Source organism: Ferrimicrobium sp. (genome assembly GCF_027319265.1).
Taxonomy (GTDB): domain Bacteria; phylum Actinomycetota; class Acidimicrobiia; order Acidimicrobiales; family Acidimicrobiaceae; genus Ferrimicrobium.
In genome coordinates, this window is the sequence record NZ_DAHVNP010000031.1 from 24,167 (window position 1) to 40,584 (window position 16,418).

Annotated in this window: 14 protein-coding genes; all 14 read left to right on the forward strand. The window is 58.7% G+C overall.

Annotated features, from left to right (window positions below; all coding sequences use genetic code 11):
- Window positions 1-183: 183 nt before the first annotated feature.
- The 14 genes from M7439_RS04450 to M7439_RS04515 all read left to right on the forward strand — a co-directional run bounded on the left by M7439_RS04450 (window position 184) and on the right by M7439_RS04515 (window position 16,386).
- Window positions 184-888 carry a ubiquinone/menaquinone biosynthesis methyltransferase gene (locus tag M7439_RS04450; RefSeq protein WP_298346056.1) on the forward strand — a complete coding sequence of 235 codons (705 nt, stop codon included), beginning with the start codon at window positions 184-186 and terminating at the stop codon, window positions 886-888.
- Window positions 885-2,036 carry a chorismate-binding protein gene (locus M7439_RS04455; protein WP_298346058.1) on the forward strand — a complete coding sequence of 384 codons (1,152 nt, stop codon included), beginning with the start codon at window positions 885-887 and terminating at the stop codon, window positions 2,034-2,036. The genes M7439_RS04450 and M7439_RS04455 overlap by 4 nt, the downstream gene beginning before the upstream one ends.
- Window positions 2,037-2,047: 11 nt before the next feature.
- Entirely contained in the window at window positions 2,048-4,888 is a 2,841-nt protein-coding gene (gene uvrA, locus M7439_RS04460; protein WP_298346060.1) for an excinuclease ABC subunit UvrA, read from the forward strand.
- Window positions 4,881-6,761: an excinuclease ABC subunit UvrC gene (uvrC, locus tag M7439_RS04465; RefSeq protein ID WP_298346063.1), complete on the forward strand. Its 1,881-nt coding sequence runs from the start codon at window positions 4,881-4,883 to the stop codon at window positions 6,759-6,761. The genes uvrA and uvrC overlap by 8 nt, the downstream gene beginning before the upstream one ends.
- A 2-nt stretch (window positions 6,762-6,763) precedes the next feature.
- Window positions 6,764-7,519, forward strand: coding sequence for a class I SAM-dependent methyltransferase (locus tag M7439_RS04470; RefSeq protein ID WP_298346065.1), 756 nt, complete (start codon window positions 6,764-6,766; stop codon window positions 7,517-7,519).
- Window positions 7,516-8,370 (forward strand): RNase adapter RapZ, encoded by an 855-nt coding sequence (gene rapZ / locus M7439_RS04475; RefSeq protein ID WP_298346067.1) that lies wholly within the window; start codon window positions 7,516-7,518, stop codon window positions 8,368-8,370. Before M7439_RS04470 ends, rapZ begins: the two co-directional genes overlap by 4 nt.
- Complete coding sequence (yvcK, locus tag M7439_RS04480; RefSeq protein ID WP_298346069.1) at window positions 8,370-9,254, forward strand: uridine diphosphate-N-acetylglucosamine-binding protein YvcK; 885 nt, start codon at window positions 8,370-8,372, stop codon at window positions 9,252-9,254. Before rapZ ends, yvcK begins: the two co-directional genes overlap by 1 nt.
- 162 nt (window positions 9,255-9,416) lie before the next feature.
- Window positions 9,417-10,448, forward strand: a complete 1,032-nt coding sequence (gene gap / locus M7439_RS04485) for a type I glyceraldehyde-3-phosphate dehydrogenase (protein ID WP_298346071.1) — start codon at window positions 9,417-9,419, stop codon at window positions 10,446-10,448.
- A complete protein-coding gene (gene pgk / locus M7439_RS04490; RefSeq protein ID WP_298346073.1) occupies window positions 10,445-11,587 on the forward strand; it encodes a phosphoglycerate kinase in 1,143 nt (380 codons plus the stop codon). Before gap ends, pgk begins: the two co-directional genes overlap by 4 nt.
- Window positions 11,584-12,399: a triose-phosphate isomerase gene (gene tpiA, locus M7439_RS04495; RefSeq protein WP_308464395.1), complete on the forward strand. Its 816-nt coding sequence runs from the start codon at window positions 11,584-11,586 to the stop codon at window positions 12,397-12,399. Before pgk ends, tpiA begins: the two co-directional genes overlap by 4 nt.
- A gap of 143 nt (window positions 12,400-12,542) precedes the next feature.
- On the forward strand, window positions 12,543-12,770 hold the full coding sequence (gene secG, locus M7439_RS04500; RefSeq protein ID WP_298346075.1) for a preprotein translocase subunit SecG: 228 nt from the start codon (window positions 12,543-12,545) through the stop codon (window positions 12,768-12,770).
- A gap of 102 nt (window positions 12,771-12,872) precedes the next feature.
- Window positions 12,873-14,021: a sensor domain-containing diguanylate cyclase gene (locus M7439_RS04505; RefSeq protein ID WP_298346076.1), complete on the forward strand. Its 1,149-nt coding sequence runs from the start codon at window positions 12,873-12,875 to the stop codon at window positions 14,019-14,021.
- On the forward strand, window positions 14,021-14,677 hold the full coding sequence (locus tag M7439_RS04510; protein ID WP_298346078.1) for an HDOD domain-containing protein: 657 nt from the start codon (window positions 14,021-14,023) through the stop codon (window positions 14,675-14,677). Before M7439_RS04505 ends, M7439_RS04510 begins: the two co-directional genes overlap by 1 nt.
- Before the next feature lie 38 nt (window positions 14,678-14,715).
- On the forward strand, window positions 14,716-16,386 hold the full coding sequence (locus tag M7439_RS04515) for a class I adenylate-forming enzyme family protein (protein ID WP_298346080.1): 1,671 nt from the start codon (window positions 14,716-14,718) through the stop codon (window positions 16,384-16,386).
- The last annotated feature ends 32 nt before the right edge of the window (window positions 16,387-16,418 follow it).

The following is a 16,418-nucleotide window of genomic DNA, read 5'->3' on the forward strand; positions in this document are numbered from 1 at the left end:
CGGGGGGATGCTAGTCTCGGTGATACGCAAGGTCGCCTCTGGTGAGATGAGGGCGAACTCCTGCCCACAGTGCCAGCGTCCTACGTCCTCGGCCTATCCTCGTTGTCGGCACTGCGGAGCTTCGTTGGTTTCCAGCGGAGCGTCGGGGAATCGTTCAATTCGGTGAAGGGTTGATCCGCTACGATGAAGCAAAACGATAGCGTGCTCCCTGATGAGGGGGCGAAGCAGCCGTACGTTCGTGACATGTTCGATCGAATCGCGGGAACCTATGATGTGGTGAACCGTCTGATGACGTTTGGTCTCGATCAAGGGTGGCGTGCTCACTTAGTGCGCGAGATGTACCTCGATCCCAAGGCGCGTGTCCTCGATCTGGCCTGTGGCACCGGAGATTTTCTCAAAGCCTGGTCGGCAAAGGGAATGCAGGTGTATGGGCTCGATCTGTCTTATCGCATGTTGGAGAAGGCCAAGAGGTATGGACCGTTGGTCCAAGGTGTGGGAGAGGCGCTGCCCTTTGGGGACGCGAGCTTTGACGCGGTGAGTTCGGGATTCGCGGTCCGCAATTTCGCGGACTTCGCTGCCGTTCTGACCGAGGTGCACCGGGTGTTGCGACCAGGAGGCGTGCTTGGCATCTTGGAGGTCGCAACGCCGAAGAGTCGCCTGGTGCGGGAGCTCCACGGTGTCTATTTTGGCTCGATGGTGCCTCTGGTTGGAGGCCTGATCTCCGCTGACAGGAGTGCCTACCGGTATCTTCCTGAATCGGTGGCGTACCTGCCGACGGATGAGCGTTTTCGTCAACTCCTGCAGCAGTCGGGTTTCACCCAGGTGCGACGCATCAGCGTCGGATTGGGGGCGGCTCAGCTTCTCATTGCGAGGCGGGGAGTGGAGTGAGGTTCCTCTCTGGATTATCGATGGTTGGGTCCTTTGGGTCTGGCCGCCTCTTTGGGTTTATCTCGACGCTGGAGGCGAGGCATATTCCCTTCCAGATGGTTGAGGCTGCCGGCAGTCTCTACCTGGGCGTCGGCCAGCCTGAGGCGTGCGCGCCCGAAGCCGGACTCGATCGGCCTGGCCCGTGTTTTCTCTCTAGTGGGTTCTCGGTAACCGAGTCCTTCGCGTCGCGTTCGTATCCGGTTGTGTTAGTAGCTGGCAAGGATCGCCTGGAGGTCGATGTCTATGAGTCGTCGCCAAGAAGCGCCATGCGTCTCGGTATACTCGAACTCGCGTCTCAGGTGCGGATGGCGCCCGCGGGACCGCTGCTGCAAGGAGAACGGTCCCACGATGTTGGGGCCACTGCCGATCGCGTACGACTCGCAAAGCTGGCTATTGAACAGGGTCAACTGACAAAGCTCGTCGTCACCGGTCGCGCGACCCAGTCCCTGACCGAGAGTTTTTCGGTTGGGGCAGCACTCTCTCGGTTAAAAAAGGCGCACCCGGCGAGCCATCTCTACTACGTCGACGGCTTCTTTGGGGCCTCGCCTGAGCTTGTCGCCGCCAAGTCCGGTCACTTCCTCTCGCTTCGCCCACTCGCAGGTACTGCCTTGCGAGGTGGTCAGGTTGCGCTCCTCAACTCTGCGAAGGACCTTTTTGAGCATCGACTCATGATCGAGCAGCTCCAGGATGATCTCAGCGGTCACGTGAAGGAACTTGACATGCCGCGGGCGCCGATTCTCTTCGATGCTGGACGACTGATCCATTTGGCTACCCCGATGCGGGGCCAGCTACTACCCGGCGCGAATCTCGTGTCCGTGGTGCTCGCTATCGCGCCGACTGCCGCCGTATCGGGTGTGCCGAGGACGACTGCTCTTGAAATGTTAGCGCAGATCGAGCCTTCTCGTGGGATGTACGCGGGCATTATCGGGATCACCGACCCTTTCGGTGACGGGGAGGTGTATCTGGCTATACGGGGTGCATCCGCTTGCCAGGGAACGCTTGGGCTGGTCGCCGGCGCTGGCATCGTCGCTGATTCGCAAGCCGACGCTGAGGTGGCCGAGATCGAGGCCAAGTTTGATGTGGTCACCCGTGCCTTGAATCCACGTTAGGGTGGAGATGTATGCCTGACATTCTACGGGTGCGGGGTGCACGAGAGCATAACCTCAAAAATATTTCTGTGGACATTCCGAGGGATCGTCTTGTGGTCTTTACAGGCCTCTCCGGCTCTGGGAAGAGTTCGCTGGCCTTTGACACGATTTTTGCCGAGGGACAGCGGCGCTACGTAGAGTCGCTTTCTTCCTATGCTCGTCAGTTTTTGGGATTGATGGAGAAGCCGGATGTGGACTTCATCGAAGGTCTCTCTCCGGCCATATCTATTGACCAAAAAACCGCCTCGCATAACCCGCGCTCAACCGTCGCCACAGTGACCGAGATCTATGACTACCTGCGACTGCTGTTCGCTCGCATTGGGCATCCACATTGTCCACAGTGTGGGTTGGAGGTATCCCAGCAGACCCCTCAGGAGATCGTCGACCTGATCTCGTCGACTTTTGATGACCGTCGCATCATGATCGCAGCACCGGTCGTACAGGCACGCAAGGGTGAGTATCAATCGCTCCTTGATGACCTGACCAAACAGGGTTTCGCCCGGGTGATGATCGACGACGAGCTTGTGGAACTGGCCGATCGCAGACAGGTCACACTTGAGCGCTACGAAGCGCATTCGATCTCGGTGATTGTCGATCGACTTCGGGTCACGCCAACAGATCTACGAAGGCTGATCGAGTCGACCGAGACCGCGCTTGGTGTTGCACACGGCCGCGTTGACGTCCTCGAAGTCGGCGAAGATCGTCAAGTCGTGCGCGTAGAACGGTACTCTGAGGAGCTGGCCTGTGTCGCCTGCGGCATCTCTCTGGGACACCTGGAACCGAGGAACTTCTCCTTTAACTCTCCCTTCGGCGCCTGTCCCGTCTGTTCGGGGTTGGGCATGCGATTCGAGGTCGATGAAGAACTTGTGTTGCCCGATGCTTCGCGTTCCCTGGTGCAAGGCGCGGTTGCCCCCTTCGGCGCGCTCCGTGCCGACTACCTCGAGCACATGCTAGAGCGAGTGGCCAAGGACTACAAGATTCCGCTCACCAAGCCGGTGGGTTCACTCAATGAGGAGCAGCGAAGGATCATCCTCTACGGAGTCGACGAGAAGGTGCTTCATGAGTACGTCGATCGGCGTGGTCGTGAACGTTCCTATAGTTTTACCTATGAAGGCGTCGTCAACTTTTTGAAACGTCGTCATGGCGAGGTGGAGACGGACACCGCGCGGGCCATTATCGAATCCTACATGCGACAGGTGCCGTGTGAGGGCTGTGATGGGACGAGATTGAAGGCCGAGGCGCGTGCGGTTACCGTTGGTGGTATCGCAATCGATCAGTTGGTCGCTCTGCCGATCGGCGATGCACTGGCTCGGGTGATCGGTTTCGATCTCGACGATCGCGAACGTCAGATCGCCGTCCAGATCTTGAAGGAGATCATTGCGCGGCTTCGCTTCTTAGTCGATGTTGGCCTCGATTACCTGACCCTGGCGCGTAGCGCGGTGACGTTATCGGGTGGCGAGGCGCAGCGGATTCGACTCGCTTCCCAGATTGGCTCCGGACTCGCTGGCGTGCTCTACGTCCTTGACGAGCCCTCGATCGGTCTGCATCAACGCGATAACCATCGACTCATTGATACGCTCTTGAAACTTCGGGATCAAGGGAACACGGTGATTGTCGTTGAACATGATGAAGATACGATTCGAGCTGCGGATCATATCGTCGATATTGGCCCGGGTGCTGGCGAACACGGAGGTGAGGTCGTCTTCGAGGGTGGAGTGAAGGAGTTGCTGCGTTCCAAGACCTCGCTGACCGGTGCCTATCTTTCCGGCAAAAAGAGTGTTCCACTCCCTCCAACCCGACGGGAGGCGGCCCGCGGTTTCATTACCGTTCTCGGTGCGAGCGAACATAACTTGAAGGAGCTCGACGTTGCCTTTCCTGTCGGTCTCTTTACCTGCGTGACGGGGGTGGCTGGGTCTGGAAAGTCGACACTGGTGAACGAGATCCTCTTTAAAGCTGCGCGCGCCCAGGTCAACCGTTCTCGTGATGTCCCTGGTAGGCATAAGGGTCTGACCGGTCTTGAGCTGATCGACAAGGTGATCGACATCGACCAGTCGCCGATCGGTCGCACACCACGATCAAATCCTGCCACTTATACAGGGATGTTCGACCATGTCCGTAAGCTCTTTGCCGAGATGCCAGAGTCGCGGGCGCGTGGGTACAAACCGGGTCGCTTCTCCTTCAATGTCAAGGGTGGAAGATGTGAAGCCTGTAGCGGGGAAGGCACCATTCGCATTGAGATGAACTTTTTGCCCGACGTCTTTGTCACCTGCGAGGCGTGTCATGGTGCTCGTTTTAACCGAGAGACGCTCGAGGTGACCTATCGCGAGCACTCCATTGCAGATGTGCTGGCAATGCCGATCGAGGAGGCGCGTGAGTTCTTCGCTCGACAGCCGCCGATTGTGCGGCATCTGATCACCTTGGATGAGGTTGGACTGGGCTATGTTCGGCTTGGACAGCCAGCGACGACGCTCTCCGGAGGTGAGGCCCAGAGAGTGAAGCTAGCGAGCGAGCTAGCGAGACGATCGACGGGTAAAACCCTCTATATTCTTGACGAGCCGACAACCGGACTGCACTTTGAGGATGTCCGTAAGCTCCTGGTCGTGCTCCACTCCTTGGTCGATCAGGGTAACACGGTTGTCGTGATCGAACATAATCTTGACGTCATCAAGACGGCTGATTACCTTATCGATCTGGGGCCAGATGGAGGGGATCGTGGAGGGCAAGTGCTCGCGACGGGGACACCGGAGGAGGTGGCACGTTCTTCCATTAGCTACACAGGGCAATTTTTAGCACCGCTGTTACATCGTGATTGAGCGCCTCGAAAAGTCCTCCATCCCTGACCAGCCGGGTTCGTATCAGTTCCGGGATGCGGAAGGAAGGGTGATCTATGTCGGCAAGGCAAAGTCCCTCCGATCCCGTGTATCCAGTTACTTTGTTAACCCACAGAGCCTGACGGGCAAGACGCGAGCGATGTTGGCGGTGGCGGAGTCGGTCACCTGGATCACGGTGGCGACTGACGCAGAGGCGTTTATGCTCGAGTACTCGCTCATCAAGGAGCACCGGCCGCGCTATAACATCAGATTGCGCGATGACAAGAGTTATCCGATGATTGCGGTTACCACAAATGAGGAGTGGCCGCGGGCAATGCTCGTGCGTGGAGCCCGTCGTCCAAAGGTGCGCTACTTTGGTCCCTACGTGAGTTCGGGTGCCGCCCGGGAGACCCTTGAACTGCTACTACGAGCGTTGCCATTGCGAAGCTGTTCACCCGCTAAGTTAGCTCGCCATACGCGCGACGGGCGTCCTTGTCTGTATTATCACATCGGTCGTTGCGCTGGCCCGTGTATCGGTGCGGTGACGCACGCGGAGTATGGCGATATGGTAGAGAGGGTCTCCCAGTTTCTTGGGGGGCAAGGGGCACAGCTTGCTGAGGGGATTACGGCCAAGATGCGTCAGGCGGCTGCCGACCTTGAGTTTGAACAGGCGGCACGATTCCGCGACCAACTGCAGGCGATCACGAGTGTCCTCGAGCGACAGGAGATGGTGATCAGCCGCGATGGTGACCTCGATGTCTTTGGATTCAACGCCGATGAACTCGAGGTCAGTCTCCAGGCGCTACGGGTTCGTGCTGGTCGCGTCGTCGGCACCAACGGTATCGTCGTCGATCTGGTAGAGGACTTTACTGAAGCGGAGATGCTCACGCGAGTGATCGAGCTTTACTACGCGGAGAAGGCCTTCGATTATCCGTCGCGGGTGATCCTCCCGGCTCCCATCGCCGATCAAGAGCGACTTGAGCGTCTCTTGAGTGAGCTTGCCGGTAGGAGAGTGGTGTGTAGCACCGGTAAGCGAGGTCGACCCCGTGCCCTTGTGGCGACGGCGACGGAGAATGCACGTCAGGAGTTTCGACGACACCGCCTGCATCGCGCGACTGACCATAACGCCCGTGCCGAGGCGCTCGTCGATCTACGGGAGCGACTCGGCCTTCGTGAAGCTCCGCTACGTATCGAGTGTTATGACATGAGTCATCTTCAGGGCACCAACTATGTCGGCTCCATGGTGGTGATGGAGGATGGCCTGATGAAGAATCGGGATTACCGTCATTTTAGCGTCTCCATTCCAAAGAACGATGACTTCGCCGCCATGGAGGAGGTCTTGCGTCGACGCCTTGCAAGACTGGTCGCAGAGGAGCCCGAGACGCTCGATCGGAGTAGGCGTTTCGCCTATCGACCGAACCTGATCTTGCTCGATGGTGGTGCTGGACAGCTCTCCGTTGGTAGCAAAGTCTTCGCAGAGCTCGGCTTGAGTGAGACGATCGAGCTTGCCTCGCTGGCCAAGAGCTTTGAGGAGGTCTACCGTCCCGAGTTGAGCGAGCCCCTGCGTCTGCCACGCGGTAGTCAGGCACTGTACCTGTTGCAGACCCTTCGGGACGAGTCACACCGCTTTGCGATCACCTATCATCGGCGTCGACGCACGATCACCGCGGAACGGTCGATTCTTGACCAAATACCTGGTCTTGGGCCAAAACGTAGAGCGAGGCTCTTGGAGCACTACGGCTCGGTTTTTGAGATCGCGCAGGCCTCGCAGGCGGAGCTTGTCGCGACCAAGATCGTCCCTGCGGCGGTGGCCACGCAACTTCTTGAGCAACTGACTAAAGTCTACGGTACGAAGAGCAGCTCAAGCGAGGAGTAAAGGTGGATCTTGAAGCGTTTCGTTCGCTGCCGGAGTGGCCAATGATTCTGCGTGACTCATGGGAGACCAATGCGGGTTGGTGGCAGGCAGGCTTTACCGAGGGAAGTGACGCCGAATACGAGGAACAGATCAAGCCGATCGTTCGTGTCGGCCTCGGCGGTGCTCGTCGCATCCTCGATCTCGGTGGAGGTGACGGGCAGTTGGCTCGGGTGCTCGCCGCGGATGGCGCAAGCACCGTGGTGCTCGATAGTTCTGTAGCCCAACTACAGACGGCACATCATCGGGGCTCCTCGGTGGTGCTCGCGACCGGCGCAGCGTTGCCATTTCGGGATGGCAGTTTCGATGGTGTCCTCATCTGCTTGGTACTCGAGCATGTGGTGGAACTCGATGAAGTTCTCGCCGAGGTAGCTCGCGTACTCGAACCAGGTGGCCGGTTCCTGCTGATGCTCAATCATCCGATTTTGCAGACACCTGGGTCGGGATTTATCGATGACGTGGATCTGGGAGAGCAGTATTGGCGTCTTGGCCCCTATCTGCGAGAAGACATCCAGATGGAGGAGGTCGATGCCCAGATCTTTGTACCCTTTGTGCATCGGCCACTCTCTCGCTACCTCAATGGAGCCAGTGCGCGGGGTTTGATGCTGGTGAGGATGGAGGAGCCGCCACCGCCCCCCGGCTTCGTTGCGAGGGCCGAAGAGTACCGCCAAGTCCAGGAGTATCCGCGGCTCCTGGTGCTCCACTTTGAGCGACGCGCATGAGTCAGCTTGTCGTCGTCGCTGGGATGTCGGGTGCCGGGCGCTCCACCGCTGGTGCCGCACTTGAGGATGCAGGATGGTTCGTCATCGATAATCTTCCCCTGTCGCTGATCTCAAAGGTCGTTGAACTTGGGACACAAGGGAGTATCGAGAAACTAGCGCTGGTGCTCGGGTACCCCTCGAACAACAACTTTGACCAGCTGGTTGAGCTTATCGACGAGCTCAAGGCCGCCCCGATAGCTGTCCATGTGATTTTCCTTGAGGCACGAGATGATGTGCTGATCTCGCGATTTGAGGGGACAAAACGACGACACCCGATGGCCGCGGAAGGACTCGCACCGGCGATCGCGCTTGAGCGAGTAGCGCTCGCAAAGGTGCGGAATCTCGCTGATGTCATCGTCGAAACCTCCAACCTGAGTGTGCACGATCTCCGTGCGCAGACGTTGGAGCTCGCTGACCCGACGGCCCTTCGTCAGCGGCTGCAGGTCCAAGTGACCTCCTTTGGCTACAAGTATGGAATCCCCCTGGACGCCGATTTGGTGTTTGACGCTCGCTTTCTCCCTAACCCCTACTGGTATTCGCAGCTGCGAGCGAAGTCCGGCCTGGATGAGGAGGTGCGTACGTTTGTGCTGGCGCAGCCGGATACGGAACCCTTTCTTGAGCACCTCTGGCCGCTTATCGAGTTCTTACTCCCGCGTTTCGTGACGGAGGGAAAGGCCTACCTCAACGTGGCTATTGGTTGCACCGGAGGTCGCCATCGCTCGGTTGTCGTAGCTGATGTAGTGGCTCGGCGTATTGGGCAAGCCGGCTTTGCCGTGTTGCTCTCGCATCGGGATTTGGATCGCAGCGAGTAATGCGTGCCGTGGCGCTGGGAGGAGGGCATGGTCTCGGGGTCTCGCTGGAGGCCCTGCGTATGATCGCCGACGAGGTTACGGCGATCGTTGGGGTCGCTGACAACGGTGGCTCAAGCGGCCGACTGCGCCAGCTTTGGCGCGACTGTCCTGCGCTTGGTGATGCGCGCCTAACTGTCTCCAACCTCGTAGGGGTCGATTCAGGACTCGGTGAGCTCCTCGAGTATCGGTTTCAAACGGGGGAATTGGCTGGCCACGCGCTCGGCAACTTGGTCCTCTTTGGTCTTCTCGAGAAAACCGGAAGTCTCGATGCGGCGCTCCAATACCTTGGATCACTTGGTAATCTTCATGAGCGCGTACTACCTGCAAGCAATGCAGCGCTCGAGCTTCGTGGTGTAGACCGATCTGGTCAGCCGTTACTGGGACAACTCGCCGTCCATTGGTCTCCGTCGGTTGCGCGGGTCTGGGTGGTCCCAGAGGTTCCTCCGCTCGCGGAGGCGACTAAGGAGCTGATGATGGCCGATCTGGTCGTGCTCGGCCCGGGGTCACTCTACACCAGTGTGTTGGCGACTGCACTGGCTCCAGGCCTTCTGGCTGCCCTCGAAGAGACGCGAGGGGTTGTGGTCTTTGTCGCGAACCTCGCTCCTCAAGAGGCCGAGACGCGTGACTACGATGAGGAGATGACCGTCCACGCCCTTATGGATCACGGCATCTGTCCAGATGTGGTCCTTGTCCACCGTGCTCGGCCTTCGGAGGCCTCTTCGGTGGACCTCGCTCGGTACGGTGTGATGCGTGTATGGGAGGGGCCGCTCAGCGATGATGGGGTGGCGCATGCCCCGCCTTTGCTTGCACAAGCCCTCGATTGGGCCGCCCACGCCCAACGCTGAACGGCGACGCAGCTTCTGTGGAATGCCGACGCGGGGTGGAGCGCCGCTAGAGTTGACCCGTACCGAGATGGTTGAGGGGTGATCGAGGAACAGGACCGTCGCCTGAGGTGGGTGCAGCGGAATTTTGGTAACGACTGATCGATGAGACGACAAGGGGGCCTGATGGCATATCGTGTAGCAATTAATGGTTTTGGACGGATCGGGCGTAGTTTTGTGAGGGCGGTGGTGGCAGGCCACCACCCGGTGGAGATTGTGGCGATCAATGACCTCACCTCGCCGAGTGTGAATGCGCACCTGTTGGCTCACGACTCGACGCAAGGGCGTTTCCCTGGGGAGGTACGCCTCGACGGTGGCGATCTGGTCGCTGGCGATCAGCGGATGCGGGTGCTCAGCGAGCGGGACCCTGCCGCGCTTCCGTGGGAAGATCTTGGCGTCGATTGCGTGATTGAGTCGACGGGCATCTTCACCGATGGCGAGCGTGCCGCCGCTCACCTTCGTGCGGGCGCCAAGCGGGTGGTGATCTCTGCACCAGCCACCAACGTTGACGGAACCTTTGTGATGGGTGTGAATGACGCTCAATATGATCCAGAGCGGCACAAGATCATCTCGAACGCCTCGTGCACGACGAACTGCTTTGTGCCGATGATCAAGGTGCTCGAGGACTCCTTTGGCGTGAATCAAGGCCTGATGACGACGGTCCACGCCTATACCAACGATCAGAACCTGTTGGACCTACCGCATGCGGATCTTCGGAGGGCGAGGGCCGCCGCGGTGAACATCGTCCCAACGTCAACTGGCGCGGCCCGAGCGACATCCCTGGTGATACCGGCGATGCAAGGACGGCTCGATGGGGTAGCGATTCGTGTCCCTGTGGCTGACGGTTCGCTCACCGACGTGACAGCGGTGGTGCGTGGCTCCCACACGGTGGAGGAGGTGAACCGTGCCTTTGGGGAGGCGGCACGCCATGGGGATCTCGCCAACGTGCTGGTCTACTCAGAGGAGCCGCTCGTGTCTACCGATATCGTCGGTTCACCCGCTTCATGTACCTTCGATTCGTTGCTCACCAAGGTGCTTGACCTCGGGAATGATACGACTTTGGTAAAGATTTTTGGCTGGTATGACAACGAGTGGGGTTACTCGTCACGCTTGGTCGATCTCGCCATGTTGGTAGGGAAAGGGATTGGTAGCCTGTGACGCCATCGGCGATTCCAAGTATCGATGATCTGACGCTGAGCCCTGGGCAGCGGGTACTGTTGCGGGCGGACTTGAATGTCCCGCTTCGTAGTGGACCTGACGGCACCCAGGTGGTCACCGATCAGTTTCGGATCGAGGCCGCACTCCCGACGATCGAACGGTTGCGGGCCTCCGGTGCGGAGGTGGTGGTGTGCTCCCATCTCGGCAGACCCAAGGGTTATGACCCGACGCTCACGATGGAGCCCGTGCGCGCGATTATCGCAGCACATTTTCCAGAGGTTGAGGTATTGGAGAACTTGCGCTTTGACCCAAGAGAGGAGGCGAATGATCCCGCGTTCGCGGCTCAGCTCGCCAACGGGTTCGACGCCTATGTCAACGATGCGTTCGGGGTCTCTCACCGACGTCATGCCTCGATCGTCGGGGTCCCACCATTGCTGGAGTCAGCCGGAGGTATCACCCTGCTGGAGGAGGTCAAACATCTGACACTGTTGCTAGAGATGCCGGCACGTCCCTATGTGGCCGTGTTGGGTGGAGCAAAGGTCTCCGACAAGCTTGGTCTGCTCAATGCGCTGGTGCAACAGGTGGACACCCTGCTCGTTGGTGGCGGCATGTGTTTTACCTTTCTCGCTGCCGAGGGTCTTGAGGTCGGCGATTCCTTGGTCGAGGAGCAGATGATTGATCAATGTCAGCATCTCCTGGCCACTGGGAAGGTGGTACTCCCCGTCGACGTCATGGGACTCGCGACGAGTGACAGTTTTGGACCGAATGGTGGAGCGAGCGAGGCACAGCGCTTTGGACTCGGTGTGCCCGCTGGGTATCGAGGACTTGACATCGGCGCGGCGACGGTTGAGCGCTTTAGTGAATTCCTGGTCGGGGCTCGTTCAATCCTCTGGAATGGGCCGATGGGGGTCTTTGAAGATCCCCGATTCCGATCGGGAACCGATGGAGTTGCCGAGGCGATCGGACGCTCCGATGCCTACAGTGTCGTCGGTGGTGGCGACTCAGTTGCCGCGCTGCATCAGGCAGGGTTGGCAGACAGCGTATCACATCTGTCTACCGGCGGTGGGGCGACGCTCGAGTATCTTGAACACGGAGACCTGGTGGGACTGGCCGCCTTGCGCCATTCAAGGGAGCCATGATGAGCCGCAAGTATGACGATCTCGTACCCAGCCCTGACCCAGTAAGTCATCGAGTACGGCTCATCTCGGCGAATTGGAAGATGAATCTCAATCATCTTGAGGCGATCGCACTGGTGCAGAAGCTATACCATCTGTTGCGACCCGAAGATTTTCGGTATGCCGAGATCAGCATTCATCCCCCCTTTACCTCGTTGCGCTCGCTACAGCTCAGCTTTGAAGCCGATCGAATGCCGTTTACGCTTGGTGCCCAGAACGCCGCTGACGAACCCTCTGGTGCGTTCACCGGAGAGGTATCCGCACCGATGCTTGCCAAGCTCGGTGTGGGTTATGTCATTGTCGGGCACTCTGAACGTCGTCGTCTTTTTGGTGAGACCTCTGAGGAGGTGGCTCGTAAGGCGATTGCGGTCCAAGCAATGGGGATGCGTCCCATCATCTGCATCGGTGAAACGAGTGAGCAACGTCGGACAGACCAGACAGTGCAGGTGCTCACCGAGCAACTCGATCCGGTCCTTAGCACCTATCCAGTCAAGGCTCTCGAGGGGATTGTGATCGCGTACGAGCCGATCTGGGCGATAGGGTCTGGTGAGTCGGCCTCTCCGGAGTTGGTCGAGGAGGTCGGTGGATCGCTTCGCCAACTGCTGACGGAGCGAGTCGGATCAGCGACGGCTGCGCAGATCCGTCTCCAGTATGGGGGGTCGGTGCATCCTGGGAATGCCCACGAGTTCATGAGCCTTGAGGCGATCGATGGTCTTTTGGTTGGAGGCGCTAGCCTGGACGCAGATACTTTTGCCCTGTTGGTCAAGAGTTGCTAACTCAAGAGGTAGCGAGCGAGCTGGACTAGACTGCTAGGTGGCAAGCTAACTGAGAGCGAGTTCGCCTAGGGCTGGCTAGCTCAAAGTAGTCGCTGGTTGTGCATCCGCTTGACGGATAGTGTGGAGATTTGATTGGAGATTCGGTGTTAACAGCGGTTCTGGTGGTTCTTGAGGTGGCGTCCTCGCTGGGGATGCTCGTCTTTGTTCTACTCCACTCTGGTAAGGGCGGTGGGCTGTCGGATCTCATGGGGGGCAGTGTCGGCTCGGCTGCTGCGGGATCTACGGTGGCGGAGCAGAACCTCGATCGGATCACGATTGTGTTGGCCTGTATCTTTGCATTTTCGGCCATAGCGTTGGGGCTGAGGCTCTAACGCGCTCCGGTCGCCTGCGCACGGGAACTCGCGAGCCTTTGTGAATGCCTTGCGAGTGGGCTTTCTCAATTAATGATCAGGCTTTTCTGCCGATAAGGCAGTATGGATGAGTCATTGGTTCGGTACTTGGAGGTACTGCAAAGGCCGCTGGCACTGGTGGAGGCCGACCGAGTTCGATGGGCGAACAGTGCGCTAGCGGATCTGCTTGCCGTGGCCCGCGAAGATCTGATCGACAGCACGCTTCCTATTGTGGGTGGACTCAACCTCGATCGCATCCGTCGTAGCTCAACTGAGGTCGCACTCCGGCATACGACTGGTTACCTTCTCGATGTGGTGGTCACCACGACTCTCGTTTCAACGACGACTTGGATGCTGGAGTTTGCCATGGCCGACTACGAGGATCATAAGAGCGCGGATTATTTCCGTAAACTCCAAGCGCTCGCCGACAACCTGCCCATCGGAATCCTTATCTCAGAGACGGGTCTGCGGATCGGTTACGTGAACAACTCCTTGGCGACTATCTTCGGCTTGATACCCTCGGATATGTTAGGCATGGGCTGGTTGGATGCATTTGCTGAGCAGGATCGAGGGATGCTCCGGGGACTCGCGCTCACGGCGTTGACGGGGGTCCCGGTCCGTACTACCATGGTGGTCTCGACTGCACACATCGATCTACGCACACTTGATATCGCGTTGATTCCTGTCACCTCACGTGACGCCAGTGTCTCCTTCATCGGCACGATACAAGACGTGACCGAACAGGTCGCCAACGAAGCTCGTCTGAGTTTTGAGGTTGACCACGATGCATTGACGGGATTGGCTAACCGACGACGGCTTGAGAGCGATATCACCGACCGCTTGGCCCGCTTGTCGAGCGGGGAGCTCCAAGGAGCCATGATTGGATTCTGTGATATCGATAACTTCAAGCTGATCAACGACACCTTAGGCCATCTCGCAGGAGATCGTGTCCTGATCGAGGTGGCGCATCGGCTCCAAGAGGCCGGCCTAGCTGCCTATCGATTTGCTGGCGACGAGTTCGTTGTCTTGATCGATGAGGATCCTCGATCGGTTCGCGAGATCGAGATGGTGTTGGCGGACACGATCTCGAACGCTATTGCCATCGGCACCGCCTTGCTTAGCGTGAACACCTCCGTTGGTGTCACACCGATCGAAGCGGGGGATACGGCAAGCGAGGTGATTCGCAAAGCGGATCGTGCGATGTATGCCCGCAAGCAGATGAGGGCTTCGTAGTGCGCAGTATTGAGGTGGCACTGACGGGAGTCGCCAACGGTGAGTTGCTCGCTGAAATCATGGCGGCAGTCGGGGACGAGTCGGTTGGTTTTCATGAGATCGCTGACCTGGTGACGCGTGACAGTGTGTTGGCGACAGAGGTGATGCGGGTGGCGAACTCTCGCTACTACGGGTTGGCTGGCATCGTACAATCCTTGCAGTTCGCCTGTTCGGTAGTTGGTGTCCTCGGGCTACGAAGCATCACTCTCAGTGAATTAGGTCGGCGTGGGGGACACTGTCCCAATGAGCTCAATCTTATGAGCCAAGCGATCGCAACCAAGGCGGGAGTTCTGGCCGAGGCCGAGGGGTTCGACGCCCAGGTAGCGATCGCCGCTGGACTGGTGGTCAACTTAGGGCTGGTGTTGATAGCCCAACAGGACCCAGTTGGATTCGTCGAGCTGCGTCAGCTGCCCCCTTTGCAACGTGAGGCCTTTGAACGTGAGCACTATGGGGAGACGAGCACCGAGATCACGATGCGAGCCCTACAACACTGGTGCTTTCCCGATGCCTTTATTGCCTCTGTCGGGCAGCAAGGCGATGATCGTCTCGGTTCCATTCTTCACGAGGTGATCGAAGAGGTCCAGGCACACGCCGATGAGGATATTGTCTCATCCTGATCCCTCGAAGAACGATGGCGTGGGCTACGATTGGGGTTATGGGTTTGTATCGTTTGGACTTCGCCGATTCGTTGTTGCAGCGTCCGTCCTCCCCATTTGAACTCGAGGTTCTCCCCAACGGGAAGCGACGCTATCGACACGCACCGCGGTCGATGGCGGCGACCATGGAGTACTTCGATCGCTTTGGAGAGCGAGAATACCTCGTTTTTGAGGATCAACGTATCACCTACGCTGAGGCCAAGGAACGCATCATTGGCATCATCAGGGCCTTCGAGGCGGTGGGTCTCGAGCCCGGAGACCGCGTCGCCATTGCGATGCGCAATTTTCCGGAGTGGGTGTTTAGCTTCTTTGCCATTACGGCCGCTGGGTTGATTGCAGTTCCGCTGAACGCCTGGTGGTCGGTGGACGAACTGGTCTATGGCCTCACCGATTCGGGAGCCAAGCTCGCTATCGTTGATGAGGAGCGTGCGACGATGCTCCAGGACCGGGTCGCGATGAATCTATGGTTACGCGGTGTTACTGAGCTGCCACTGAGCCCGTCGTTGGCGCTGCTCGATGATCGAGTGCGGGATGGGGCATCACGAGAGGGGAAGATCCGCGAGGTCGGAGGTACTGGGCCAGCTGCTATCTTCTACACATCAGGGACCACTGGTCGACCAAAAGGGGTGGTTCTGGGGCACGAGAACCTCTTCCAGGCGCTTTTCAACGCCCTCTACTTGGGTGCTCGCACCGTGCTGCGAGCGGGAGGTGATCTATCGGAGAACCAAGAACAAGCGGTGAATTTGGTGAGTATCCCTCTTTTCCATGTGACCGGATGTGTGGCCATTCTTTTGCCTGGAACCGCGACGGGGGCGAAGTTGGTGTTGAGTCGCCGATTCGACGCGCTCGAAGCGCTGGCGCTGATCGAGCGTGAGCGGGTGACATCTTTTGGTGGAGTTCCCACGGTTGCCCAGCAGATTCTGCGCCATCCAGACCGTGACCGGTTCGATCTGTCGTCGGTCAAGGTGGTGAGCTATGGTGGTGCGCCATCAGCTCCCGAACTGGTTCGAATGATCGAACGGACTTCTGTTGAGATGATGCCTGGTAATGGCTATGGCCTCACGGAGACTGCAGGTCTGGTGACATTTAACAATGGCACATCCTATCAAGAGCGACCGAGCTCGGCAGGTCCGCCGGTACCGGTTACCGACATAAAAGTAGTCGACTCGCTGGGGGACGAGTTGGATGACGGTCAGGCTGGTGAGCTCTTAGTGCGCGGCCCGACCGTTTTTGGTGAGTACTGGGGCAAGGTAGCTGAGACGCAGGCGGTCTTCGAGGGGGACTGGTTCCGCACAGGAGATATTGCGACGATCGATAGTGATGGTTACCTGACGATTGTGGATCGCCTGAAGGATCTCATCATCCGAGGGGGCGAGAATGTGGCAACCGTCGAGGTGGAGAATGCAATTTTTGAGTATCCTGAGGTGGAGGATGTCGCGGTCTTTGGTTATCCCGATGAGATCCTCGGTGAACGCGTAGCGGCGGTGGTGGTGGCGCGGGCGTCGTCCTTCGATCCTGATGCGCTCCGTGCCTTCCTCTCGGCGAGGCTGGCGGCCTTTCAAGTTCCGGACATCATCGAGGTTCGACGGAGGGCCCTACCGCGCAACGCGGCCGGGAAACTTCTCAAACGCAGCCTCCGTGAGGAGTACTTTCGCGAAGAGTTGGGGTGAGGTAGTCCTGTCGGAGGAGATCATCATGCTCG

Excerpts from the sequence above, each read along its gene's own strand:
- yvcK (WP_298346069.1), top strand. The coding sequence starts at position 8,370 with ATGCGTGCCGTGGCGCTGGGAGGAGGGCATGGTCTCGGGGTCTCGCTG.
- M7439_RS04515 (WP_298346080.1), top strand. The coding sequence starts at position 14,716 with ATGGGTTTGTATCGTTTGGACTTCGCCGATTCGTTGTTGCAGCGTCCG.
- M7439_RS04450 (WP_298346056.1), top strand. The coding sequence starts at position 184 with ATGAAGCAAAACGATAGCGTGCTCCCTGATGAGGGGGCGAAGCAGCCG.
- rapZ (WP_298346067.1), top strand. The coding sequence starts at position 7,516 with ATGAGTCAGCTTGTCGTCGTCGCTGGGATGTCGGGTGCCGGGCGCTCC.
- M7439_RS04505 (WP_298346076.1), top strand. The coding sequence starts at position 12,873 with ATGGATGAGTCATTGGTTCGGTACTTGGAGGTACTGCAAAGGCCGCTG.
- tpiA (WP_308464395.1), top strand. The coding sequence starts at position 11,584 with ATGATGAGCCGCAAGTATGACGATCTCGTACCCAGCCCTGACCCAGTA.
- gap (WP_298346071.1), top strand. The coding sequence starts at position 9,417 with ATGGCATATCGTGTAGCAATTAATGGTTTTGGACGGATCGGGCGTAGT.
- uvrA (WP_298346060.1), top strand. The coding sequence starts at position 2,048 with ATGCCTGACATTCTACGGGTGCGGGGTGCACGAGAGCATAACCTCAAA.